Source organism: Rhizobium sp. H4, from assembly GCF_003013335.1.
Lineage (GTDB): Bacteria > Pseudomonadota > Alphaproteobacteria > Rhizobiales > Rhizobiaceae > Rhizobium > Rhizobium sophoriradicis.
In genome coordinates, this window is sequence record NZ_PSOW01000004.1 from 149,738 (window position 1) to 170,598 (window position 20,861).

Sequence of the window (20,861 nt, forward strand, 5' to 3'; positions counted from 1 at the left end):
ATCTCCTGGGGATCAATCGCTCGCAACGGGGATTGTTCCCCGGCCGCCGAGCCGCCGCCGGCGGCGAAGAATGGCGGCGGGCGAAAAATTTCGCGCCATAGGAGAGAGCAGGCGCAATTGAACGCTGCCGTTTCGCGGTTATATTGGCCTGCGATGTTCTATCTCCTGTCGACCTACTGGCCGCATATCCTCTTTGTCGTTTCGATCGCCATGGGAGCCGCGGCGGCGATCCATGCCGCCATGACCAAGGAGGAGGTGCGCGCCGCGATCGGCTGGGTCGGTGTCATCATCCTGTCTCCGATCGTCGGCGCGCTGCTCTATGCAATTGCCGGCATCAACCGCATCCGCCGCAAATCGCTGAGCATTCGCCGCGATGCCCTGCTGCTTGCGCCCGGTGTCGACGAGCTGGAAACGTTTGACGCCGAGGCCGAGACGGTGATCAGCCAGTTCGGCCGCCGTTTTGCGGCGCTGCAGACGCTGGGCGACCGGGTGACCCGCAACCCGCTGACCTCGGGCAATGCGATCGACATGCTGGAGACCGGCGATGAGGCCTATGCGGCGATGAAATCAGCCGTCGACGGGGCGAGCCGCAGCATCCTGCTCGAAACCTATATTTTCGACCGCGACGCCATCGGGCTGCGCATCGCCGACGCGCTGATTGCGGCGGTCAAGCGCGGCGTGGCGGTGCGGGTGCTGATCGATGCCGTTGGGGCACGCTATTCAGTGCCGAGCATTCTCGGCTATCTCAAGGATGGCGGCGTCACCGTCGCCGTCTTCAACGGCAACGTCATCATGGGCTTGCGGCTGCCCTATGCCAATCTGCGCACCCACCGCAAGATCCTGATCGTCGACGGCCGTATTGCGCTGACGGGCGGGATGAATATCAGGGCGGGCTTCAGCGAGGAGGCAACGGGCGAGAGCTTCGCCCACGATACGCATTTCAGCGTCACCGGCCCTGTCGTCGCCGACCTCTTCGACCTTGCCGCCGAAGACTGGCGCTTCACCACTGGGGAGTTGTTGAACGGCGAAGCCTGGCGCATCGAACCGCCGCAGCGCAACCCCGGCGATCCCATCCTGATGCGCGTCGTCGCTTCCGGGCCGGATCGCAGCGTCGAAACCAACCACAAGATGCTGATGGGCGCTTTTTCCATCGCGCGCCAATCGATCCGCATCATGTCGCCCTATTTCCTGCCGGACCGCGAACTGATCAGTGCCCTGGTGACGGCGGCGCGCCGCGGCGTCGAAGTCGATATCATCGTGCCTGACGTCAATAACCTCATGCTGGTCGACCGGGCGATGACGGCGCAATTCGATCAGATCCTCAAGAACTACTGCCGCATCTGGCGCTCGACCGGCAGCTTCAGCCATTCAAAATTGCTGACGATCGACGGCACCTGGGCCTATGTCGGCTCTTCCAATCTCGACCCGCGCTCGCTCAGGCTGAATTTCGAGGTCGATCTCGAGGTGCTGAACGAGGGCTTTGCCGCCGAGATCGACGAGCATATCGAGGAAACCCTGAAAGGGGCGACGCTGGTGACGCTCGAGGGGTTGCGCGCGCGACCCTTCCCGGTGCGACTCATCGAGAAGGTGCTATGGCTCGGTTCGCCCTATCTCTGACGGATTTTTTGCGTTGTAACGTGGCAAGTTCGGCTCGGCCGACTATACTGCGGAATGAGTAGCCCTTTGATCAACGGAACAAATGCGCCGCCCGATGCACGCCAGGAAAGACAGTCTTCCCGCCAGTATTCTCGCCTCGATCAGGAGCAGGAAAAAGCGGCTTGATCCGGCCTATACCGAGACACGGCCGCGCAGCGCGGGAACGCTGATCGCCTCCTACAATGTTCACAAATGCGTCGGCACCGACCGCCGCTTCGATCCCGAACGCACGAGCCGGGTGATTCACGAAATCGGTGCCGATGTCATCGCGCTGCAGGAGGCCGACACGCGTTTTGGCGAGCGCACGGGTATTCTCGACCTCGGCCGGCTGGAGCGGGAGACGGGACTGATCCCGGTGCCCGTCGCCGGCATGGCCAAGGCGCATGGCTGGCACGGCAATGTCGTGCTCTTCAAGAAAGGGCTGGTGCACGACGTGCACCAAGTCAAGCTGCCGGGGCTGGAGCCGCGCGGCGCCCTCGTCGCCGAGATCGAGCTCGAAGCGGGTGGGGTGCTGCGCATCATCGCCGCGCATTTCGGCCTGCTGCGCCACAACAGAGCCCAGCAGGCCCACACACTGGTCGAGCTGATCAAGGACAGGCACGAAATGCCGACCATCCTGCTCGGCGACCTCAACGAATGGCGGCTCGGCGACCGCTCCTCGCTCAACACCTTCCAATCCGCCTTCGGAGAGCTGCCGCCCGCAGTCCCCAGCTTTCCCGCCGGCTTGCCGCTGCTCGCCCTCGACCGCATCATCGCCAACCGCAAGGGGATCATCACCGAGGTGGAAGCGCATGACACACCGCTGGCGCGCATCGCCTCGGACCATTTGCCGATCAAGGCGCTGGTGGATCTGAAGCCGGTGGCCGGTTAGAAAAACCTGTCGCGTCCGCGGTGTCTATTCGGATGAAGGGGCAGCCGCACGGGACGGAGCGCGGTCGTTGATCGGTGGAGGCATTTGTTCGGCCGCGTGAGACGGGGTGTGAACGTCGGGGCATATCGCTTATTTCGAGCGAAAAAAACCGACGAGTCCGCGAAACCGCTGAGCCCATAGCAACGGATCGGTCATTTCAGGCGAGGATGGCACGACCAGCCGGTCGAGGCGCGGCAGGAGAAAGGCAGCCCAATCGTCGAGATCGGTTTTGCTGAAGTAAGGCAGCCAGACGTCTAAGGGGCCATCCCATTGTCTGGGGTTTGCCTTCGCCAGATCGCCGAGTTTTACCGATACGGTTTGGCCGTGGTCGCCGACGACATCTACGTCTGGATCGGGATCCGGCCTGGGAAGGCGCGCGAAGATGCGCTCTTCCACAGCTTTGCCAGCGGCTCGATCCGCGTCGGTCAGGTGACGCAATATCCGGGTGTCGCTGGCGGCGCCGGAGCCCTCGGTCATGTTGATGGTAAATTTGGCGCCGATCAGGCTGTTCGAATATTGGGATACCTGTAACGAGAAAACCCTTCTGCCACGGACAAAACTGCACCTGCCGGCCGCTTGCGATTCCCAGCCGAGTTCCTGAAATCGCGAGGCCAGCAGCGACCGCATATGCCGGTGAAAGTCCTTGCTTTTCACATAGTCGCGCATGCTTCTGTCCGGGGATCATTTCTCGCGCCGGAACATCTCATGGCACGCTGAAAGGCACAAGCGAAGCCAGCCATGCGGAAACTTGAGCGCGCGAATCTGAACTCTTGTTGAGGCGGGGCTTCGAGGCGGACTGGCTCGCCCTCTGCAGGTCAACCCTTGCCGGGGCGGACTTCCATGAACACGTAACTTTCGCCGGCCCCTGAGGGGATCGCATGGACGTCATATGACGCCTGCGGGTCCTCGCCCATTCCCAATGAGCCGGGCGGCATCCCCGGCACGGCCAGCCCGCTTAGCGGCGGCCGCTCCCGCAACAGTCGCTGGACGGCCGCGAGCGGCACGTGTCCCTCGAGGTAGTATTTCTCGACAACGGCGGTGTGGCAGCCCTCCAAATCGGCGGGCACAGCCAGCCGCGCCTTGACCGCTGCGAGGTCGTCGGTGTCGCGGGCGTCGACAGAAAAGCCTGCCGCCGCCATCGCCTTCGACCATTCATGGCAGCAGCCACAGTTCGGATCCTTGTAGACCGTCATCTTCGCCGGGCCGGCGCTGGCCCGTCTGCCGGGGAGCGCGAGCACGGACGCCGCCATCGCGATAAAGCTTCTTCTGTGCATGGCCTCCACTCCTTGAAGTGCTGCCGCCCGGCTGGGTCCGGGCGGCAGCCGCACATTATTTTACTTCGGTGACGGTCAGCTTGCCATTCACGCGTTCGGCAACGAAATCGATGTTCGATCCTTCCTTCAGCTTTTCGAGCAGAGCCGGGTCTTCGACGCGGAAGACCATCGTCATCGCGGGCATGTCGAGGTTCTTCAGGTCTTCATGCTTGATGGTGACCTTCTTCGCCTTGGCATCCACCTTGTTGACGACGCCCTTGGTGAATTCCTGGGCGAAAGCCCCGAAGGCCGCGCTGGCGGAGAGCAGGGCGGCGACACCGATTTTTATCATTGCAGTTTTCATCTTCGTGGCTCCTTGGTTTCGATTACTTTCCGGCGACACTGACGTCGCCGTGCATCCCGGCTTCGTAGTGGCCGGGAATCAGGCAGGCGAACTTGAATTCACCATCCGTGGTGAACTTCCAGACGATCTCGCCCGACTGGCCGGCCGGAAGGCGGATCGAATTGGCGTCGGCATGTTCCATTTCCGGGAACTTCTCCATGACCTTCTTGTGCTCGAGGATCTTGTCCTCCTGGTCGAGCACGAATTCATGGTCGATGGTTCCGGCGTTCTTGATCTCGATCTTGACCGTCTGCCCCTTGCGGACTTTGAAGGCCGCGGGCGTGAACAACATCTTCCCGTCATCGGTTTCCTTCATCGTGACGCGGATCGTCTGGGTCGCCTTTGCCTTGTCGCCTGGTTCTCCGACCGCCATTTTTTCACCGTGGCCGCCCGCATGGTTCCCGGAGGCGAGGGCTGGCGTTGCGAAGGCCGCGAGCGCGGCTGCGATTAGGAGTTTATTCATTTTCGGTTCCTTTGCAGTTGGGAGGTATGGGCCGTCATCCTTTGACGGGCTTCGGGGTGATTTGCGTTTTCGCGTCATTGGCCTTGGTCGCGTCCGGCAGGTCGCCGGTCCACTCCCAGGCTTGCGTTCCGGGCGGGTTTTCGTACCAGCCCGGATCGGCGTAATCGTCCGCCGAGATGCCCTCGCGGACCTTCACGACCGAGAACATGCCGCCCATTTCGATGGGGCCGTACTTGCCCCAGCCGGTCATCATCGGAACAGTGTTCTCGGGGATGGGCATTTCCATTTCGCCCATGTCGGCCATGCCCTTGGTGCCCATTGGCATGTATTCCGGCTGCAACTTCCTGATCTTCTCGGCGACCTTCGACTTGTCAGCGCCAATGAAGGTCGGGATGTCGTGACCCATGGCGTTCATCGTGTGATGCGACTTGTGGCAGTGGATCGCCCAGTCGCCGAGGTACTTGGCGTCGAACTCATAGGCCCTCATCGCACCGACCGGGATATCGATGCTGACCTCCGGCCATCGCGCCTCCGGGCGCACCCATCCGCCATCCGTGCATGTCACCTCGAAGTCGTAGCCATGCATGTGGACGGGATGGTTGGTCATCGTCAGATTGCCGACGCGGACCCGCACCCTGTCGTTCTTCGAGACGACCAGCGGGCTGATGCCCGGAAACACGCGGCTGTTCCAGCACCACATGTTGAAGTCGGTCATCTCCATGACGCGCGGCACGTAGGAGCCCGGGTCAATGTCGTAGGCGTTGAGCAGGAAGACGAAGTCGCGGTCGACGGGCATGAACGTCGGATCCTTCGGATGGACAACGAAGAAACCCATCATGCCCATCGCCATCTGCACCATCTCGTCGGAATGCGGGTGGTACATGAAGGTGCCTGATTTCACGAGGTCGAACTCGTAGACGTAGGTCTTCCCAACCGGGATGTGCGGCTGCGTCAGGCCGCCGACGCCATCCATGCCGGACGGCAAGATCATGCCGTGCCAGTGGATCGTCGTGTGCTCCGGCAACTTGTTCGTCACGAATATGCGGACGCGGTCGCCTTCGACGGCCTCGATTGTCGGTCCCGGCGATTGACCATTGTAGCCCCAGAGATAGGCCGTCATGCCCTCGGCCATCTCTCGTTCGACCGGCTCGGCGACGAGATGGAACTCCTTGACGCCGTTGTTCATCCGGTGGGGCAGGGTCCAGCCGTTGAGGGTGACCACCGGCTGATAGTCCGGTCCCGAGCTCGGATGGAGCGGCGGCTGCATGTCTGCCGAGTCCATTGTCGGCGCGTCGGGCAGGCCCATGGCCGACGTCTTGGTCCAGGCGCCTGCCGCCAGCAGGGCAGCGCTGGCACCGAACAGTTGTCGTCTGTTGAACATGGTGAGTTTCCTTTCTCAATGGCCGCCGCCACCGCCGCCTTCGGAGGCAGCGGCCACTTCGGTCTCTGCCGATGCGGTCGCCGCGCCGCCGCCATAGATCGCTGGCGCGAGGTTGGCTTCGGCGAGCCAGAAGTCGCGCTTTGCGTTGACGGAGAGCAGGATGGAGTTGATCTTGTCGCGCGTGTCGGTCAGCAGCTCGAAAGTGTTCGAGATCATGCCGTTGTAGGTCAGTAGGGATTCCTCCTCGACCTTGGTACGCAGCGGCACCACGCTGTTGCGGTAATGCCGGGCGATGTCGTAATTCGAGCGATAGGCCTCGTAGGCGGACCTCGCCTCCGAGCGGACGTTGACGGCCTTTTCCGCAAGCAGGTTCGCAGCCCGCATGTATGCCAGCTCGGCCTTACGCATCCGGGCCTTGCCGGTGTCGAAGATCGGAATGGCGAATTCCAGTTCGACCTGGGCTGTCGTTTCCGTCTTCTTCTCGTCGTCCTCAATTTCCCGTTCCGTTTCAAAGCCGGTCAGGATTTCGAGGTCGGTGACATAGCGTGTCGCCTCGGTGAGGCCGTACGATCTGGCGGTGGCTTCGAGTTCGAGCTTCGCGACCTGAAGGTCGATGCGGTTCTTAAGAGCCTCGGCCTCGATAGTGTCCCGTTTGACAACGGATTTCGGTAGCGGCGGCAGACCGTTCGGAACCTGGTATTCAAGATCCGAGCCCCACAGCCCCATGAGCCGGGTCAGTTCCTCTTTGGCAAGCCGCGCCGCCAGTCGGGCCTTCGCCGTCTCTCCGGCGAGTTCGGCGACGAAGACGTGCTCGCGGGCCTGGGCGCCCTTGGCCATCGCGCCTGTCTCGCCCAGCTTCTCCGCGAGTTCTGAAGCGGCGTCTGCCGCAGTCTGGGCTCGCTGGAGCTGGCCGACGTTCTCCCAGGCCGCCACCGCACCGATCCAGGCACGCCGCGCGTCGGCGGCGACCTGCAGTGTTTTCACGGCCGCTGTCAACTGAGCCTGGCGGAAGCGGGTGTCGGCGATCGCGATGTCCCGGTTTCTCGTCGCGAGCGCCAGGATGTTCGTCGTGATCATCCCCTCGATGGTCTTGAAGGCCTCAAGTTCCGGGGTGCCTATTCCCGTCGTGCCGATGGAAACGGTCGGGTTGATGGACATTGTCGACTGCCAGGCGTCGGCGGCGCTGTCGCCGAGATCGGCGTAGGCGGCCTGCAGGCCCTTGTTGTTCAAGAGGGCGATCTGGACCGCCGTCTCGACGCCGAGCGGCTTCTTTTGTGCGAGCAGGCTTTTGACCTGCGCCGCCGCCGAGCGGGCCTGGCTCTGGTTCTGTATCCAGACCGTCTGCTTCGTGGTCACCATCGCGGTCTTGTCGGCAACGGAAGCAAAACCTGCTTGCTTGCTTGAATATTCGGCGCTCGTGACGCAGCCGCTCAGGATCAGCGGGAACACCAGCACCGTGACGATTTTTCCGAGGCCGATCATGAGGCGTCTCCCTTCGCTGGAGACTGCAGATCGTTCTGTCTGCGCCATGGCTTTGGATCGACCGCCTGTCTCACGACGTAGCCCGAGATCGGCGACCGGTATGCGACCGGTCGGGGAGACGGCTCTTCGACCGCGGCGGGGAAAGCCACCACGTCGGGAGGAAGCGTGGATGCGCAGCCGCCGACAACAAGCGGCAGCCCCACCACAAAAAGCGAGGGTTTCATTATGAGTTTTCCGAATAAGAGATAGCCTACGGCGCCCGCCCAGATGCAGGCAGGCGGCCGACATGGACCCGATCAGGCGGGCGCGTCTCTATTCAGATATTTGGGGGACGGTGCAGGGGCGGCAGTTCGCCAAGGGTCGCACGGTCGTCGGCGAACTGCCGGATCGAGGTCACGACGGGTCCGCCGACGCCGGGACCTTCACATATGATGCCAAGCCCGCCACAGAAGTCCTTGCAGCATTCCTGCTTGACGAGTTTCGATGAACCATCGTCATTATGGGATACTTTGCCATGAGAGCGGCCGTGATGGTCCGCCTTCGTCATGTCATGGCCTTCGTGGAGCGGTGTTGCGTCAGCGACGACGGCTTTGATCTCGGGGAACGAGGCTCCGTGCATCCCGGCATGGGCGTTCGAAAGCGAGTACCCAGCCAGCGATACGATGATCACCAGCCGCAGCATCACGAGCAGTCTGCTCAATGTGATTCGGTACATCTTGCCCATTCCCAACGAGGTACATGCAAAACAGCGCGATTTCAATTAGGACCTACTTCTCGTCGATGTTCGAGTCCTTTATGTGGCGCGAACATCGCGTTGTGCACAGGTAGGGCTTCCAGCTGTGGCAAGGTCAACAGGGACCGTTCTCTTTTGATGATGATCAATCTCGCATCCTACACGGGCCTGTTCACTGCCGCCTTCGGTGCGGCGACGATACTGCCGATGCAGTCGGAGCCCGTGCTGGTCGGCCTTCTTCTCACAGGCAAGTTCTCCGTTCCGGCTCTGCTTGCCGTCGCCAGCGTCGGAAACACGCTTGGAAGCATCGTCAATTGGTTCCTCGGCCGCGGCCTCGCAAGGTTTCGGGAGCGGCGCTGGTTTCCAGTGGGGGAGGAGGCGCTCGAACGTTCGTCGCGCTGGTACAGGAAATATGGGAAGTGGACGCTGCTTCTTTCCTGGATGCCGGTGTTTGGAGACGCTCTCACGGTTGTCGCCGGCGTGCTCAAGGAGCCGCTGCTACCCTTCACGATCTTGGTATTCGTCGCGAAAACGGGCCGCTACGTCGTGCTGACACTAGCGACTCTACAGATTGCCAGCTGACTTCCGGAGCGGCAGCAGCATCCGATCGATCGTATCGTCTCGGGCAACCGGCGTGTGCCAGGCCAGGGGCAGACCAGCCGGCGCCGGTTAATGCTTCCTCATCCGCCATTCCAAAACGCGATCATCGAGCGGCTGGAACATTTCTCCTGCTCTGCAGTTCTACCGCGGAAGGGAAACCCAGCCGGATGAGACTTGGGAGCATAATCCGCTACGCGCAGGTCGTAGTCGTCACCTTGTTGGTGGCGACTAGTCCCTTCGCCGTGGCCGCCGCGTGGGTCGTTGTCGAAGTCCAGCATTGTCCAGCGGCGACGGAGCATCATCCCCAATGCGGACATGCGTCCGGGCAGCAGAACGCGTGCTGTTCGACGACGCACTGCTGTCCGATCCTGCCGGAACTCGGGGAGATCGCCCAGCCGCGGTTCGAGCCTATGCGACATGAACGGATGCCGGCCGACTATCGGCCGCTGCTGCTGATCCGCGCGATCGATCCACCGCCCCGAAGCTCCGCTGCTTGAGACCTACCATCCTCAATCAGTTATCGGAGCACGATCATGAAGAAGCTCACTATCCTTGCCATTTCCGCGGCTGCGTCCTTTGCGCTCCTTCCCGCGAGCGCTTCCGCCCAGTCGACAATGGCTTATCCCGAGAAGTGCAAGTCTCAAGGTATGGACACGTCAAAGATGGACATGCCCTCGGACGGCATGCCGATGGGCGAAATGACCGACTACCAGAAGGCGTCGATGGAAGGCATGAAGGACATGCGCATGAACATGATGCAGGGGATGATGAAGAAGGACGCCGACCTCTCTTTCGTCTGCGGCATGATCGCCCACCACATGGGCGCGATCAGCATGTCGGAGGTTGAACTCAAGTACGGCGACAACGACGAGGCCAAGCAAATGGCCCGGAAGGTAATCGAAGCGCAGAAAAAGGAGATCGAGGAGATGTCCAGGTGGGTCGACAAGGAAGCCAAATAGGAGATTGCGCCATGCATCACATGCCGACTGAGATGAAGGCCTGCATCGACAACTGCCTGGCCTGTTACAGCGAATGCCTGTCGATGGCGATGGGCCATTGCCTGGAACTAGGCGGCGAGCACACGAAGCCCCCGCACTTCAAGCTGATGATGGCCTGTGCGGAGATCTGCCGGACCTCGGCGCATTTCATGCTGATCGGCTCGGAGCACCACAAGCATGTCTGCCGGGAATGCGCTGAAATTTGCGTGCAGTGCGCCGAGGACTGCGAACGCATAGGCGACATGCGGAGCTGCGTCGAGGCGTGCCGTCGCTGCGCCGAGAGTTGCCGCAAGATGGCGGCGTAACCGGGGTTGGCGTTCGCCCTCTTCCTGCCCAGATGACAACCGATACCCGTCGCACGCATTCTGGCATTGGATACTGGACGGCGGGTCGATGAGGCAGGCTAATCACTGGAAAGGGCTCGGACTGCTCTCCTTCGCGGGAGCAGTCCTGACGACTGCCTTCTCGTCGGCGGCTGCGGAGAACGTCGTCGCCGTCCGGCAGGCGGACATGAAGGCCATGGCGGCCGCAGCGAAAACGATTTCCGGCATGTTCAAAGATCCGACGAGCTACAAGTCTGCCGAATTCAAACTGGCAGCCGATACCATCCGCGACAAATCCGGCGTCGTTCTCTCCGGACATTTCGCCTCCGTGGGCGCCGGCGCGCAGTCAAAGGCCAGGCCGAACATCCTCGAGGAACGAGAGCGGTTCGACCGCATCGCGAACGACCTGCGCGATTACGCCGTCGCGCTCGACGCCGCCGCGGAAAAAAATCCCGGACCGATGACGGCCGACATGCGGATGAAGCCGGGCGAGGCGATGGGCGGCGGGCCGCTCGGCACTCACGTCCGCAACGAGCAGTTACTCTCGGCAATGCCGGCGGAACACGCGTTCCACCTCATGCTCCAGACCTGCACGACCTGCCACGCCAGATTCAGGGTGGAATGAGCGGCGAACGCTCGGAACCGGGAATTTGCGTGCCTTCTTCAAGCTTCCGCCCAGGCTGGCTTGACGTCGGATGCGTGCGGCAGCGCTTTATGCTCCGCCTGCCGTCCATTAGTCCGAAGCGGGCGTTGATCGCGGGGGGCACCGCCTTGCGCTTGGGTTCCTCGATGTGATGGGGAAGGTCAAGAGCCGTCTGCTTTCCGCATTGCCGCTCTGATGTTGAGTTCGATCCCGATATCTTCGATAATCGGTGGGACGGTTTTCGTAGCTTCCGGAGAGCCTTGGTTCGAGCGCTTTGATGGAGCCAACAAGCGTCAATAGGAGCGGTGATGCAGAGCCATGCAAGGCAGCGAGAGGATGCGGCGAAAACGCCGGCCACCGTTGCGTTCATAGATATCGCCGGATTCAGTGCGATTGCGGATGTTTATGGTGACGCGGCGGCGCTCGATGTGCTTGAGGTGTTCGAGAGCATGGTGCGCGACGCCCTCAGCGGCTATGCACCTCCGATCAAATGGATCGGCGACGAGGCAATGCTCTCGTTTCCTGAGCCGGAAACAGCGATCCAGGTGCTCGGAACGTTGTTGCAGGCATGCCGCAAGGAACCGCGTCTCCCGCTCACTCGGGCAGGGCTGAACCATGGGCCTGTGATTTGCAGAGCAGGCGATCTCTTTGGATCGACAGTCAATATCGCGGCGCGAATCGCTGCGCTCGCGTCGCCGGGTCAGTTGCTTGCCACCCAACCCATTGCTGAGGCGGCCGCCGCCCGTGGCATCCTGGTACGCGATCTCGGAATGGTGGCGCTGAGATCGGTAGCCGATGAAGTCCCTCTCTTCGAGATCGAGCTCGCTCCGTCGGCCGACCCGGCCTGGATCGATCCGGTGTGCAAGATGCATGCACCCTATTCATCCTACAGGCGCGCCGCCCCCGATGGGCCGTGGTTCTGTTCGCCGCAGTGTGAAGAAGCGTATCGACGTTCACCGCAGACCTATGAGTTGCCGCGGTGACGCCTAGGCCTTCGGCGGAGGAGCTGTTTTGCCCGGTGCTCCGCGCTGGAACAGTCGTCTAAAACTGGAGGGGTAACCGGCATTTCGAATGGCAGCATTGATCGCGGCTGGATCGTTCTTCGTTTGAACCTTGGCCGCAAGGTCGATGCTGGCGAACGCCTCAGGATCGGCCGTCTTGATCGCCTTCGCCACGTACATCATGGTTTCCAAACGTTTGACCTCCCCGATATGGGGCTTCCAACCATGGGAAGGTCAAGCCCGGTCCTGCACAAAGGAACGGCGCCGTTTCGACAGTTCCCGATAGAGCGCTTCCGGCGATACGCCGATATCCTCTGCCAGCGCCTTCCATTCGCCCTTCGACGGCAGCACACCGTCGTTCCATGCAAGCCAGGATTCGAGGCGAGCGGCAACGGTTTTCAGATTGGCGATTTCCGCGCGCTTGCGTGTCTGCTGGAGCTGGTGGGAAAGATAAGAGGCCCAGTCCTCGGCGAAGTCGGGGTTGCTGCGAAGTGCACGTCTGATCAAGGGAGTAGGAACCGAGGTCGCCTCAAGTTCGGTGATGGCGACGGCGTCACAATGATAGACGCTGGAGAAGAGCGAGGCTTCCGCGAGGACCAGTCCTGAAGAAGTACGCTGCAGCACGGCGACGTTGCCGCCGGGCTGATGCCGAACAAGATGGACGATGCCGGACTCCACGAGATACAGGCTTCCGACCTCGTCGCCCTGATTGAAGAGGTGCTGGCCGGCTCCGAATGTTCTTCTTCCGGTCGAGAGGCTGCGAATGTGATCCATGAGAGTGGCAGACATGATTCGGATCATGTTCTACGGCGCGACGGCAGGCAATGGTGACGGTCGATCGTCAACCGGAACACTCTCGATGAAGTCCCTTCTTCTCAGCTTTACGTTCGCCATTCTGTCGACTCAGGCGCTGGCCGACGGGCAGCACCACGCCACTTCCCGATACGTTGAGGAGGCGGGAAGGGAGGTCAAGTCGTTATCGGAGGCGGATGTCGACGAACTGACCAGCGGTGGCGGCTGGGGCTTGGCGAAGCCCGCCGAACTCAACGGCTATCCGGGTCCTTCACACGTGCTGGAATTGAAAAATCAAATCGGCCTCACGGACGGCCAGCTGCAGAAGGTGCAGCAGGTTTTCGACCTGATGCAGGCCCGAGCGTCTGCGGAAGGCAGGATCTTCGTTGACGCCGAGCGGAAACTCGATGCCGCGTTCAGGAGCAGGACCATTACGGAAACGTCACTTGGAGACCTTGTCGCCAAGGCCGAGGCGAGCCGATCGCGGCTGAGGTTCATCCACCTCGCGGCGCATCTGGAGGCGACACAGGTTCTCGACCCCGGCCAGATCGCGATCTATGAAGAGCACCGCGGATATTCGAAATGACAGCGAGATCAAGTTGAGTAGACTGCGCGCATGACGGCTGCTTCCTGCCCGCGATGCCAGCCGGGGTTACTTCTAGCCATCTAGGAGCGTGCGAAGCACGATAGCCGCGATTTCGAGACAGCGAATATCTGGCCGCATTTGGGGGACAGATCGCGCTTGTCCCAATTCGCATCTCTATGATCTATGGGTATTCCAGGATTTGCACTGGAATCCGGGCGAGCATGAAAGCTGAAATGAGCGAAATCGCAGTACGACTGGAAAATGTTACCCGACGCTTCGGCATCACTCCAGCCGTGCGCGATCTTTCCCTTCATATTCAGCGCGGAGACGCGGTTTCGCTCGTCGGCCATTCCGGTTGCGGCAAGTCCACGCTCCTGCGCATGATTGCCGGTGTCGAGATACCGGAATCCGGTCGCATCTTCCTCGAAGGTCGCGAGGTGGCAGGTTCGGCCGCTTTCATCGAACCGGAGGCACGTGGCGTCGGCTTCGTCTTCCAGGACTATGCTCTCTTCCCGCATCTGACCGTACGGGACAATATCCTCTTTGGTCTCAAGCGGCATCCGAAGGGTGAAGCAGCTGCGCGGGCAGAGGAGATGATCAGCAAGGTCGGAATAGAACATCTGACGCATCGCTATCCGCACACCCTTTCCGGCGGCGAACAGCAGCGTGTCGCGCTCGCCCGCGCCCTGGCGCCCCGGCCGAGTATCGTGCTGATGGACGAGCCCTTTTCCAATCTGGATCAGGGTCTGCGCGGGAAGGTACGCAGCGACACCTTGAGCCTGTTGAGGGCACTTGGCACGACCGTGATCATCGTGACGCATGATCCGCAGGAAGCACTTTCCGTCGGCGACCAGGTGGTCCTGATGCGCGCAGGTGAAATCGTCCAGTCCGGCTCCGCCTATGATCTGCACGACCGTCCAACGAATGCCTATGCGGCAGAGTTTTTTTGCGCGTCCAGCAAAGTTCCCGGCGTTTACCGTGGCGGATGGATCGAGACCGCGATAGGTAACTTTGCCTATGCGCTCGATCGCCCGCCGGCAAGCGCGGTGACCGTTTATGTCAGGCCACATGCTATTGCGCTGTCCCCCGGCTCGGGGATTCCCGCTCGGATCGAAAATCGTGTTTTGCACGGCGAATTCGAGCAGCTCACATTGAAGGTCGATGGCCTCGACGTGCCGCTTAGGGCGATGGCCTTGGAGCGGCTGCCCGTTGATGCGGAGAATATTGAGATCTCTATTCTCCCCGAGCGGCTGCTGGCCTTTTGACAGCTCATTGCGAGCGCACTCTCCTGACCTCCTCATCAAGTTTCCGTGATATGCGGTTTCAAGTTTCAGGGAAAACTTGACTTTCGGGGTCATGAACTGCTGCAAGCAATACGCATTCATTCGCGGAGGGACATAATGAAATCGCGCTCTATCCTCACATCCATGCTGCTTGCTGCTTCGGCGCTGATGTCGCCTTGCATGGCTGCCGCCGCAGAAATCAACCTTTACACGACGAGAGAACCGGCTCTGATCGCACCTCTCCTGGAGGCGTTCACCAAATCGACCGGTACGAAGGTGAATACCATTTTCCTGAAGGATGGCCTCGCAGAGCGCGTCGCCTCCGAGGGCGCCAGCTCGCCGGCTGACATCCTGATGGCCGTCGATGCCGGCAACCTTGTCGATCTGGTCGATAAAGGCGTAACGCAGCCGGTGGAATCATCTGTTCTGACCTCTGCTATCCCGGAACAGCTGCGTGATGCCAAGGGCAATTGGTTTGCGCTTTCGATGCGCGCCCGCGTGCTCTACGCGGCCAAGGATCTTGACATCAGTACATTCAACTACGAGGAGCTTGCCGATCCCAAGTGGAAGGGCAAGATCTGCATACGCTCGGGCCAACACCCCTATAATACGGCGCTGTTTGCCGACTACATCGCCCATTACGGTGCGCAGGAAGCCGAGAAATGGCTGAAGGGTGTCAAGGACAACCTCGCCCGCAAGGCAGCCGGCGGCGATCGCGATGCGGCTAAGGATATCCTCGGCGGCATTTGCGATATCGGTATCGCCAACTCCTATTATGTCGGCCTGATGCGGTCCGGCAAGGGTGGTGAAGAGCAGGTCAAATGGGGCGATGCCATCAAGGTCGTCCTGCCGACCTTCAAGAACGGCGGGACGCAAGTGAATATCAGCGGCGCGGCCATCGCCAAGCATTCGCCGAACAAGGCTGAAGCCGTCAAACTTCTCGAATATCTCGTCTCTGACGAAGCCCAGAAGATCTATGCCGAGGCCAATTACGAATATCCCGTGAAGGCGGGCGTCGCGGCCGATCCGATCATCGCATCCTTTGGCGAACTGAAGATCGACAGCAAGCCCTTGTCCGAGATCGTCAGCCATCGCAAGCAGGCGAGCGAACTCGTGGACAAGGTCGGCTTCGACAACTAAGGAACAAGGAAGGCGCCGCTGAGAGGCGCCTTCCTCCCCGAGAATGGATCGCGTGATGTTTCCCAGCCAGGCGCCCGCCCGCTCTGCAAAGCGCACTGGCAGCGCATGGCTGGCAATTGCCGCTGCTATCGCCCTCATTGCCATTCTGCCGATCGGGGGATTGCTTCTCGAAGCCTCGAAGGGCTCGGCCGGTCTTTGGGGACATCTTTTCTCCACCGTCCTTCCGGTCGCGCTTCTCGACACCGTCATCCTCCTTGCGGGCGTCGGGGTCATCACTGCCGTGGTCGGCACGACGACGGCATGGCTGGTGACGGCCTATGATTTTCCCGGCAGGCGTGCTCTGGAATGGATGCTGCTTCTGCCGCTTGCCGTTCCGACCTACATTGTCGCCTATGCCTATCTGGATATACTCCATCCGATCGGTCCGGTGCAGGATGCTGTGCGCTGGCTGCTCGGCTACGAGAGCCCGCGCCAGTTTCGCCTTCCGGACGTCCGTTCGATGGCCGGCTGCATCCTGCTTCTCGGAATCGTGCTCTACCCCTATGTCTACATCCCGACCCGCGCGATGTTTCTCACCCAATCCGGTAATCTCGTCGATGCGGCGCGCACGCTCGGCACATCGCGCCGGGCGGTCTTCTGGCAGGTCGCCCTGCCGCTCGCGCGCCCGGCTGTCGCCGTGGGTATCAGCCTTGCTCTGATGGAAACGTTGAACGATATCGGCGCCGCCGAATTCCTCGGTGTCCGGACGATCACCGTTTCCATCTACACGACCTGGATCACCCGCTCGGATTTGTCGGGGGCGTCGCAGATCGCCCTTGCCCTTCTTCTTATCGTCGTCGCGCTTGTTGCGGTCGAGCGATGGGCGCGACGCAAGCAGCGCTACTCGATCGATGTACGCCGGATGCGGCGTTTCCAACCGCGGCGGGTATCCTTGGGAAAGGGCATGCTGCTGTTTCTCGGCGGTCTTCTGCCGGTCATCCTCGGCTTCGCCGCGCCCGCGCTCTATCTCTTGATCGAAGCGGCAAAACGCTATCGGTTCGCCGGCATATCGCCTCGCATCATCGATGAGGCGGTGAATACGCTTGTTATCGCCACCCTGGCGACGACGGCGACCGTCATCCTTGGGCTTCTCGCTGCCTACACGACCCGCCTGCGCACCGGCCAGGCGTCTTCCTGGCTCCTGCGCTGTTCCACAATGGGCTATGCTGCTCCCGGCACCGTGGTCGCCATCGGTGTGCTGATCGCCCTTGCCGGTCTCGAGCAGTTTATCGACCGCGCCGCGCTTTCCTTGTTTGGAGTGTCGACTGGCCTGCTCCTGATGGGATCGGGTGCTGCCGTCTTATATGCGCTAATCGTGCGGTTTCTGGCAATATCCGCCGGCGGCATAGAAGCCGGTCTCTCGCGCATTTCCCTGTCGCTTGATCATGCTTCGCGTTCGTTGGGCCAATCGACCGCAGGCACGCTACGATACGTGCACTTGCCGCTCTCGAAGGCGGCAATCTCGGCTGCCGCCCTGCTGGTCTTCGTCGATTGCGTGAAGGAGCTGCCGGCGACGCTCCTCCTGCGGCCACTGAATGTCGAGACTTTCGCAACGCATCTTTATGGGGAGGCTGCGAGAGGCACTTACGAGGAAGCCTCGATTGCCGCGCTCGCCATTGTGCTGATCGGCATTCTGCCTGCCATTCTGCTGTCGCGGATCGGACGTATCCGCTAACCGGCCGCCGACCTCGACCGTCAGGCAAGCTCAGACGGAAAATTGCACACCCGCTCCAGCGATCATTGTCGCGCCGATATCATGTGACGGCTGAGCCAAACGGCATTTCGGAACCGACAGTCGGTTCCGGGATTGAAGATACGTGCGCGTTTCAGACAGACGAAGCAGACATTGTGAAGGGACGGAATCAAAAATCGACGTCGCCGACTTGACGGCTCCCGCCGTTTGAGAAATGCTAAGATGTCAGACCAATTTCATAACTGACTGCCTGATAAGAAAATGGGGAACCATGAAGGCAAACAGTAGCGACAGGCCGGTCATCCGGCCGCTTCCCGCGATCGACCGCGCGCGTCAGGTGACCGATGCGCTGGCGGATTATGTCGCGCAAGCAAGCTTGCAGGCGGGGGACCGGCTGCCGGCCGAGCGGGAGCTGATGGCCGCACTTGCCGTCGGGCGTTCGACCATTCGCGAGGCGATCCGCCATTTTCAGGCGCTTGGCGTCATCGAGACGCGCAAGGGCAGCGGCACCTATCTTTTGAAGCCGGTTTCCAGGGCGACGATCCATATGCCGCTGTCGTTCGATGCGGTGCATCTGCGCGACGCGCTGCTGCAGACGCTCGAAGTGCGCCGCGGCATCGAATGCGAAGCGGGCATGGTCGCGGCCAGGCGGCGGACCGAGAAGGATCTTGCCGTCATCGAGGAGAAACTCAACGCGATGGAGAGGGTGCATCTGGAGAAGGGCACCTCGGGGCCGGAGGATCTGGCTTTCCACCTCGCCGTCTACGACGCCACCCACAATCCGCTGTTTCGCCAGCTGCTCGAGCAGATGCGCGAGACCTTCGAGCGTTTCTGGGAGCATCCCTTCGACCGGCAGGACTTCGCCCGCCGGTCCTTTCCGTTTCACCGCACCCTTTTCAATGCGATTGCCGCCGGAGATCCGGAGGCGGCACGCGCGGAAACATTGAAAATCCTCGACATCGTCGAGGAAGACATCAAGGAAATGTCCAAATGAGCAACGGCGCGGATCCGTTCGATCTTGCCTCCATCATCACCGCCCATGACGACGGCAACTTCGCCGACGCCGTCGTACCGCCGATCTTCCAGACCTCGCTTTTCACCTTTTCCGATTATGACGAGATGATCACCGTCTATCGCGGCGAGAAGGTGCGGCCGACCTATACGCGCGGGCTCAATCCGACGGTGCGCGCCTTCGAGGAAATGCTGGCCAAGCTCGAAGGCGCGGAGGATGCGCTGGGTTTTGCAAGCGGCATGGCGGCGATCTCGTCATCCGTCTTGAGCTTTGTCGAACCGGGCGACCGCATCGTCGCGGTCAAACATGTCTATCCCGACGCCTTCCGCCTGTTCGGCACCATCCTGAAGCGGATGAAGATCGAAGTGACCTATGTCGACGGGCGCGACGAGGAGGCGGTCGCCAAAGCGCTGCCCGGCGCCAAGCTCCTCTACCTGGAAAGCCCGACCAGCTGGGTGATGGAGGCGCATGACGTCGGCGCGCTTGCCACTCTTGCCAAGCGGCACGGTGTCGTCTCGATGATCGACAACAGCTGGGCGAGCCCGTTCTTCCAGCGGCCGCTGACGCTCGGCGTCGACCTCGTCATCCATTCGGCCTCGAAATATCTCGGCGGCCACAGCGATGTGGTGGCGGGCGTGGTCGCCGGCTCCAGGGAAGTGATCGCGCGCATCAAGGCCGAGGCCTATCCCTATCTCGGCGGCAAGCTTTCGCCCTTCGACGCCTGGCTGCTGATCCGCGGCCTGCGCACCTTGCCGCTGCGCATGAAGGCGCATGAGGCATCGGCACTCGAAATCGCCAGGCGCCTGCAGCGGCTCGAGGTGGTGGAGGCGGTCTGCCACCCGGGCCTCGCCAACCGTCTGCCTGCCGGCCTCAACGGCACCTCGGGCCTGTTTTCCTTCATCTTCCGCGATGGCGTCGATATCCGCGCCTTCGCCGACCATCTCAAGCTCTTCAAATTGGGAGTAAGCTGGGGTGGGCATGAAAGCCTGATCGTACCGGGCGAGGTGGTGCTGCAGCAGAAGGCACAGCCGAATTCCGCGCAGACCTTCGGCATCCATGCGCGATCCGTACGTCTCCATGTCGGCCTCGAAGGAACCGAGGCCCTGTGGAGAGACATCGAGGAGGCGCTCGCCGCCGCCTCGCAATCCTGAAACCCGAGAGAAACCGAAAAGGGGGAACTGAGCATGAAAAAACTAATAATCTCGACGCTCTTTGCTTCGATGATGGCAGGTACGGCGCTTGCCGATACGACGCTGAAGCTCGTCGAAGTCATCACCAGTCCGGAGCGGACCGAAACGCTGAAATCGATCGTCGGCAAGTTCGAGGCCGCCAATCCCGGCACCAAGGTCGATATCATCTCGCTGCCGTGGAACGAAGCCTTCCAGAAGTTCGCGACCATGGTGTCGGCCGGCGACGTGCCCGATGTGATGGAGATGCCCGATACCTGGCTGTCGCTCTATGCCAATAACGGCATGCTCGAAAGCCTCGAGCCCTACCTCGAAAAGTGGGAGCACACCAAGGAACTGACGCCGCGCGCGCTCGAACTCGGCCGTGACGTCAAGAACACCGCCTACATGCTGCCCTACGGCTTCTATTTGAGGGCGATGTTCTACAACAAGAAGCTGCTCTCGGAAGCCGGCGTCGCAGCGCCGCCGAAGACGCTGGAGGAATTCACCGCCGCGTCCGAAAAGGTCTCCAAGCTGCCCGGCAAATACGGCTACTGCATGCGCGGCGGACCGGGCGGCCTCAACGGCTGGATGATCTTCGCCGCCACGATGGCCGGTTCGAACAAGTATTTCAACGAGGACGGCACCTCCACGATGAACAGCCCCGGCTGGGCCAAGGGCATCGAGTGGATGGTCGATCTCTACAAGAAGGGCTATGCGCCGAAGGACAGCGTCAACTGGGGCTTCAACGAAGTCGTGGCCGGCTTCTATTCCGGCACCTGCGCCTTCCTCGACCAGGATCCGGATGCGCTGATCGCCATCGCCGAGCGCATGAAGAAGGAGGACTTCGGCGTCGCGCCGCTGCCGAAGGGTCCTGACGGCAAATCCTTCCCGACCATCGGTTATGGCGGCTGGTCGATGTTTTCGACAAGCGCCAACAAGGATCTCTCCTGGAAGCTGATCGCCACCCTCGAAGGGCCGGAAGGCAATCTCGAATGGAACAAGCGCATCGGCGCCCTGCCGGCCTATACGGCGGCCGAGAAGGATCCCTTCTATGCCGGTGACCAGTTCAAGGGCTGGTTCGAGGAACTGGCGGACCCGAACACGGTGCCGACAGTGATGCCGACCTACCTCGAGGAGTTCGCCTTCTTCAAGGATTCGCTGGCGATCAAGACTTCGCAGCAGGCTCTGCTCGGCGACATCTCGGCCAAGGATCTGGCCGACCAGTGGGCGGACTATCTGACCAAGGCGCAGCAGAAGTTTTTGTCGAAGAAATAAAGATAGAGGGCTTTGAGATTGAAGCC

At 61.3% G+C, this 20,861-nt stretch carries 24 protein-coding genes; 14 read left to right on the plus strand and 10 right to left on the minus strand.

The genetic code is table 11. The features are described from left to right. The first annotated feature begins 153 nt into the window (after nucleotides 1–153). Nucleotides 154–1,617 (plus strand): phosphatidylserine/phosphatidylglycerophosphate/cardiolipin synthase family protein, encoded by a 1,464-nt coding sequence (locus tag C4N04_RS07625; RefSeq protein ID WP_040111651.1) that lies wholly within the window; start codon nucleotides 154–156, stop codon nucleotides 1,615–1,617. Between the two features lie 94 nt (nucleotides 1,618–1,711). Next, nucleotides 1,712–2,527, plus strand: coding sequence for an endonuclease/exonuclease/phosphatase family protein (locus C4N04_RS07630; RefSeq protein ID WP_040141429.1), 816 nt, complete (start codon nucleotides 1,712–1,714; stop codon nucleotides 2,525–2,527). Nucleotides 2,528–2,656: 129 nt separating this feature from the next. Here the strand turns inward: C4N04_RS07630 and C4N04_RS07635 are convergent, their stop codons facing one another. The 8 genes from C4N04_RS07635 to C4N04_RS07670 form a co-directional block, all read right to left on the minus strand. Further along, complete coding sequence (locus C4N04_RS07635) at nucleotides 2,657–3,232, minus strand: hypothetical protein (protein WP_106795729.1); 576 nt, start codon at nucleotides 3,230–3,232, stop codon at nucleotides 2,657–2,659. 149 nt (nucleotides 3,233–3,381) lie between these two features. Beyond that, nucleotides 3,382–3,840: a DUF411 domain-containing protein gene (locus tag C4N04_RS07640; RefSeq protein WP_040111423.1), complete on the minus strand. Its 459-nt coding sequence runs from the start codon at nucleotides 3,838–3,840 to the stop codon at nucleotides 3,382–3,384. A gap of 55 nt (nucleotides 3,841–3,895) precedes the next feature. Then, nucleotides 3,896–4,183: a copper-binding protein gene (locus C4N04_RS07645; RefSeq protein ID WP_106795730.1), complete on the minus strand. Its 288-nt coding sequence runs from the start codon at nucleotides 4,181–4,183 to the stop codon at nucleotides 3,896–3,898. Between the two features lie 22 nt (nucleotides 4,184–4,205). Next, entirely contained in the window at nucleotides 4,206–4,685 is a 480-nt protein-coding gene (locus tag C4N04_RS07650) for a plastocyanin/azurin family copper-binding protein (RefSeq protein WP_040141073.1), read from the minus strand. A 34-nt stretch (nucleotides 4,686–4,719) separates the two neighbouring features. Then, entirely contained in the window at nucleotides 4,720–6,066 is a 1,347-nt protein-coding gene (locus C4N04_RS07655; protein ID WP_106795731.1) for a copper oxidase, read from the minus strand. Nucleotides 6,067–6,081: 15 nt separating this feature from the next. Beyond that, nucleotides 6,082–7,548, minus strand: coding sequence for a TolC family protein (locus tag C4N04_RS07660; RefSeq protein ID WP_106795732.1), 1,467 nt, complete (start codon nucleotides 7,546–7,548; stop codon nucleotides 6,082–6,084). After that, complete coding sequence (locus C4N04_RS32100) at nucleotides 7,545–7,772, minus strand: hypothetical protein (RefSeq protein WP_106795733.1); 228 nt, start codon at nucleotides 7,770–7,772, stop codon at nucleotides 7,545–7,547. Before C4N04_RS32100 ends, C4N04_RS07660 begins: the two co-directional genes overlap by 4 nt. Nucleotides 7,773–7,864: 92 nt before the next feature. Continuing rightward, a complete protein-coding gene (locus tag C4N04_RS07670; protein ID WP_106795864.1) occupies nucleotides 7,865–8,263 on the minus strand; it encodes a hypothetical protein in 399 nt (132 codons plus the stop codon). Nucleotides 8,264–8,422: 159 nt separating this feature from the next. Here C4N04_RS07670 and C4N04_RS07675 point away from each other — a divergent pair, with 159 nt between their 5' ends. The 5 genes from C4N04_RS07675 to C4N04_RS07700 all read left to right on the plus strand — a co-directional run bounded on the left by C4N04_RS07675 (nucleotide 8,423) and on the right by C4N04_RS07700 (nucleotide 11,828). Next, on the plus strand, nucleotides 8,423–8,863 hold the full coding sequence (locus tag C4N04_RS07675) for a YqaA family protein (protein ID WP_106795865.1): 441 nt from the start codon (nucleotides 8,423–8,425) through the stop codon (nucleotides 8,861–8,863). 551 nt (nucleotides 8,864–9,414) lie between these two features. Next, entirely contained in the window at nucleotides 9,415–9,840 is a 426-nt protein-coding gene (locus C4N04_RS07685; protein WP_106795735.1) for a DUF305 domain-containing protein, read from the plus strand. An 11-nt stretch (nucleotides 9,841–9,851) separates the two neighbouring features. Further along, nucleotides 9,852–10,184, plus strand: a complete 333-nt coding sequence (locus C4N04_RS07690; RefSeq protein WP_106795736.1) for a four-helix bundle copper-binding protein — start codon at nucleotides 9,852–9,854, stop codon at nucleotides 10,182–10,184. An 88-nt stretch (nucleotides 10,185–10,272) separates the two neighbouring features. After that, the gene (locus C4N04_RS07695; RefSeq protein ID WP_106795737.1) at nucleotides 10,273–10,827 is read left to right on the plus strand and encodes a cytochrome c; all 555 of its coding nucleotides are present in this window, start codon (nucleotides 10,273–10,275) and stop codon (nucleotides 10,825–10,827) included. A gap of 326 nt (nucleotides 10,828–11,153) precedes the next feature. Next, on the plus strand, nucleotides 11,154–11,828 hold the full coding sequence (locus C4N04_RS07700; protein WP_106795738.1) for an adenylate/guanylate cyclase domain-containing protein: 675 nt from the start codon (nucleotides 11,154–11,156) through the stop codon (nucleotides 11,826–11,828). Nucleotides 11,829–11,831: 3 nt separating this feature from the next. Here the strand turns inward: C4N04_RS07700 and C4N04_RS07705 are convergent, their stop codons facing one another. Together C4N04_RS07705 and C4N04_RS07710 are read right to left on the minus strand one after the other, a co-directional pair. Continuing rightward, complete coding sequence (locus C4N04_RS07705) at nucleotides 11,832–12,038, minus strand: hypothetical protein (RefSeq protein WP_245425547.1); 207 nt, start codon at nucleotides 12,036–12,038, stop codon at nucleotides 11,832–11,834. A 42-nt stretch (nucleotides 12,039–12,080) separates the two neighbouring features. After that, nucleotides 12,081–12,635, minus strand: a complete 555-nt coding sequence (locus C4N04_RS07710) for a Crp/Fnr family transcriptional regulator (protein WP_106795739.1) — start codon at nucleotides 12,633–12,635, stop codon at nucleotides 12,081–12,083. Here C4N04_RS07710 and C4N04_RS07715 point away from each other — a divergent pair. From C4N04_RS07715 to C4N04_RS07745, 7 genes are all read left to right on the plus strand, one after another. Beyond that, nucleotides 12,634–13,224, plus strand: coding sequence for a hypothetical protein (locus C4N04_RS07715; protein ID WP_245425549.1), 591 nt, complete (start codon nucleotides 12,634–12,636; stop codon nucleotides 13,222–13,224). The two genes, C4N04_RS07710 and C4N04_RS07715, sit on opposite strands and share 2 nt — an antisense overlap. 233 nt (nucleotides 13,225–13,457) lie before the next feature. Beyond that, nucleotides 13,458–14,489: an ABC transporter ATP-binding protein gene (locus C4N04_RS07720; RefSeq protein WP_106795740.1), complete on the plus strand. Its 1,032-nt coding sequence runs from the start codon at nucleotides 13,458–13,460 to the stop codon at nucleotides 14,487–14,489. Between the two features lie 162 nt (nucleotides 14,490–14,651). Then, on the plus strand, nucleotides 14,652–15,647 hold the full coding sequence (locus C4N04_RS07725) for a Fe(3+) ABC transporter substrate-binding protein (RefSeq protein ID WP_106795868.1): 996 nt from the start codon (nucleotides 14,652–14,654) through the stop codon (nucleotides 15,645–15,647). 55 nt (nucleotides 15,648–15,702) lie between these two features. Next, nucleotides 15,703–17,361 carry an iron ABC transporter permease gene (locus C4N04_RS07730; protein WP_106795869.1) on the plus strand — a complete coding sequence of 553 codons (1,659 nt, stop codon included), beginning with the start codon at nucleotides 15,703–15,705 and terminating at the stop codon, nucleotides 17,359–17,361. 289 nt (nucleotides 17,362–17,650) lie between these two features. After that, nucleotides 17,651–18,373 (plus strand): FadR/GntR family transcriptional regulator, encoded by a 723-nt coding sequence (locus tag C4N04_RS07735; RefSeq protein WP_106795741.1) that lies wholly within the window; start codon nucleotides 17,651–17,653, stop codon nucleotides 18,371–18,373. After that, nucleotides 18,370–19,542 (plus strand): PLP-dependent transferase, encoded by a 1,173-nt coding sequence (locus tag C4N04_RS07740; RefSeq protein WP_106795742.1) that lies wholly within the window; start codon nucleotides 18,370–18,372, stop codon nucleotides 19,540–19,542. Before C4N04_RS07735 ends, C4N04_RS07740 begins: the two co-directional genes overlap by 4 nt. Nucleotides 19,543–19,575: 33 nt before the next feature. Then, on the plus strand, nucleotides 19,576–20,835 hold the full coding sequence (locus C4N04_RS07745) for a sugar ABC transporter substrate-binding protein (RefSeq protein WP_106795743.1): 1,260 nt from the start codon (nucleotides 19,576–19,578) through the stop codon (nucleotides 20,833–20,835). The last annotated feature ends 26 nt before the right edge of the window (nucleotides 20,836–20,861 follow it).

Bases quoted from the DNA above. Each gene is read 5' to 3' on its own strand.
- C4N04_RS07625 (WP_040111651.1), top strand. From the start codon at position 154: ATGTTCTATCTCCTGTCGACCTACTGGCCGCATATCCTCTTTGTCGTT.
- C4N04_RS07630 (WP_040141429.1), top strand. From the start codon at position 1,712: ATGCACGCCAGGAAAGACAGTCTTCCCGCCAGTATTCTCGCCTCGATC.
- C4N04_RS07635 (WP_106795729.1), bottom strand. From the start codon at position 3,232: ATGCGCGACTATGTGAAAAGCAAGGACTTTCACCGGCATATGCGGTCG.
- C4N04_RS07640 (WP_040111423.1), bottom strand. From the start codon at position 3,840: ATGCACAGAAGAAGCTTTATCGCGATGGCGGCGTCCGTGCTCGCGCTC.
- C4N04_RS07645 (WP_106795730.1), bottom strand. From the start codon at position 4,183: ATGAAAACTGCAATGATAAAAATCGGTGTCGCCGCCCTGCTCTCCGCC.
- C4N04_RS07650 (WP_040141073.1), bottom strand. From the start codon at position 4,685: ATGAATAAACTCCTAATCGCAGCCGCGCTCGCGGCCTTCGCAACGCCA.
- C4N04_RS07655 (WP_106795731.1), bottom strand. From the start codon at position 6,066: ATGTTCAACAGACGACAACTGTTCGGTGCCAGCGCTGCCCTGCTGGCG.
- C4N04_RS07660 (WP_106795732.1), bottom strand. From the start codon at position 7,548: ATGATCGGCCTCGGAAAAATCGTCACGGTGCTGGTGTTCCCGCTGATC.
- C4N04_RS32100 (WP_106795733.1), bottom strand. From the start codon at position 7,772: ATGAAACCCTCGCTTTTTGTGGTGGGGCTGCCGCTTGTTGTCGGCGGC.
- C4N04_RS07670 (WP_106795864.1), bottom strand. From the start codon at position 8,263: ATGTACCGAATCACATTGAGCAGACTGCTCGTGATGCTGCGGCTGGTG.
- C4N04_RS07675 (WP_106795865.1), top strand. From the start codon at position 8,423: ATGATCAATCTCGCATCCTACACGGGCCTGTTCACTGCCGCCTTCGGT.
- C4N04_RS07685 (WP_106795735.1), top strand. From the start codon at position 9,415: ATGAAGAAGCTCACTATCCTTGCCATTTCCGCGGCTGCGTCCTTTGCG.
- C4N04_RS07690 (WP_106795736.1), top strand. From the start codon at position 9,852: ATGCATCACATGCCGACTGAGATGAAGGCCTGCATCGACAACTGCCTG.
- C4N04_RS07695 (WP_106795737.1), top strand. From the start codon at position 10,273: ATGAGGCAGGCTAATCACTGGAAAGGGCTCGGACTGCTCTCCTTCGCG.
- C4N04_RS07700 (WP_106795738.1), top strand. From the start codon at position 11,154: ATGCAGAGCCATGCAAGGCAGCGAGAGGATGCGGCGAAAACGCCGGCC.
- C4N04_RS07715 (WP_245425549.1), top strand. From the start codon at position 12,634: ATGATTCGGATCATGTTCTACGGCGCGACGGCAGGCAATGGTGACGGT.
- C4N04_RS07710 (WP_106795739.1), bottom strand. From the start codon at position 12,635: ATGTCTGCCACTCTCATGGATCACATTCGCAGCCTCTCGACCGGAAGA.
- C4N04_RS07720 (WP_106795740.1), top strand. From the start codon at position 13,458: ATGAGCGAAATCGCAGTACGACTGGAAAATGTTACCCGACGCTTCGGC.
- C4N04_RS07725 (WP_106795868.1), top strand. From the start codon at position 14,652: ATGCTGCTTGCTGCTTCGGCGCTGATGTCGCCTTGCATGGCTGCCGCC.
- C4N04_RS07730 (WP_106795869.1), top strand. From the start codon at position 15,703: ATGTTTCCCAGCCAGGCGCCCGCCCGCTCTGCAAAGCGCACTGGCAGC.
- C4N04_RS07735 (WP_106795741.1), top strand. From the start codon at position 17,651: ATGAAGGCAAACAGTAGCGACAGGCCGGTCATCCGGCCGCTTCCCGCG.
- C4N04_RS07740 (WP_106795742.1), top strand. From the start codon at position 18,370: ATGAGCAACGGCGCGGATCCGTTCGATCTTGCCTCCATCATCACCGCC.
- C4N04_RS07745 (WP_106795743.1), top strand. From the start codon at position 19,576: ATGAAAAAACTAATAATCTCGACGCTCTTTGCTTCGATGATGGCAGGT.